This is a genomic window from Streptococcus oralis, from assembly GCF_001578945.1.
Classification (GTDB): Bacteria; Bacillota; Bacilli; order Lactobacillales; family Streptococcaceae; genus Streptococcus; species Streptococcus oralis_Q.
Genome location: NZ_KQ969551.1, coordinates 175162 through 176391, shown reverse-complemented (window position 1 = coordinate 176391; position 1230 = coordinate 175162). Strand labels below are relative to the sequence as shown.

Annotated in this window: 1 protein-coding gene and 1 pseudogene; both read left to right on the top strand. The window is 42.0% G+C overall.

The window, feature by feature from the left end:
- A pseudogene (locus tag SORDD16_RS11625) lies at positions 1-114 on the top strand (DUF2798 domain-containing protein); the annotation flags it as partial.
- Positions 115-202: 88 nt separating this feature from the next.
- Positions 203-1006, top strand: a complete 804-nt coding sequence (locus SORDD16_RS03540; protein ID WP_061452405.1) for a peptidylprolyl isomerase — start codon at positions 203-205, stop codon at positions 1004-1006.
- The last annotated feature ends 224 nt before the right edge of the window (positions 1007-1230 follow it).

Below are 1230 nucleotides of genomic sequence, written 5' to 3'. Positions count from 1 at the left end.
CTCATCGTTGGCCCTCTTGCTCGTTTCCTTCTGTCTGCTATTCAGAAACCTTTGCCTAGGGAAGAGGAAGTTGAAGACTTTGACGATGACGACCAAATTCCTACCTTGATCTAAGAAGCGCTCCTTCTAAATCCCTACTAACATTTGAAATCACTTTGCTTTTAGGGTACAATGGTAGAAATGATTTTTGAAAGGAAACAAGATGAAAAAACTTGCAAGTCTCTTTGCCCTAACGACCCTTCTACTTGTCGGCTGTACCAGTATCCAACGTGGTCTCCGTGGAGATGACTATGTCGATGCTAGTATTGCAGCAGAGGAAAGCTCAAAAGCCCAGCAACAATACGCCCAAGATCAAAAAAATGCCCTGACCAACGAAAATGCCAACTTCCCTCAACTATCCACTGAAGTTGCTGAAGATGAAGCCGAAGTGATTCTCCACACAAGTCAAGGCGATATTCGCATCAAACTCTTTCCAAAACAGGCTCCTCTAGCAGTTGAAAACTTCCTCACTCATGCCAAAGAAGGCTACTATAACGGAGTCACTTTCCACCGTGTCATTGATGGTTTTATGATCCAAACTGGAGATCCTAAGGGAGATGGTACAGGTGGCCAATCTATCTGGCATGATAAGGATAAAACGAAGGACAAGGGAACTGGTTTCAAAAATGAAATCTCTCCTTACCTATACAATATCCGCGGATCCCTTTCCATGGCTAATACTGGTCAGCCAAATACCAACGGCAGCCAGTTCTTCATCAATCAAAGTACGACAGATATTTCAGGTCAACTCCCAGAAAGTTCCTATCCTAAAAAGATTATCGAGGCTTATAAGAACGGGGGAAATCCTAGTCTAGACGGCAAACACCCTGTCTTTGGTCAAGTCCTCGAGGGGATGGATGTCGTTGACAAGATCGCCAAGGTCGAAAAAGATCAATCAGACAAACCGACTACTGATGTCACCATTGATAGTATTGAGATTGTCAAAGATTACGATTTCAAATCCTAATCTCCAAAAAGAGACTGAACAAAGCTTCAGTCTCTTTAAATATGCAAAAAAGTGTCTTCTTTTCATACTATTTTCCCTCTTGTCAGACCTTGCAGAATCCTCTATAATAGGGTTAGAAAGGAGATGCTGAAATGAAAAAAAGCAAGCGCTACCGAAAATACATCATGATTTATGATATCTTCATGACTCTGTTAGCCTTAGTTTCCATCGCCCTTGTTGTCTTT

Excerpts from the sequence above, each read along its gene's own strand:
- SORDD16_RS03540 (WP_061452405.1), top strand. The coding sequence starts at position 203 with ATGAAAAAACTTGCAAGTCTCTTTGCCCTAACGACCCTTCTACTTGTC.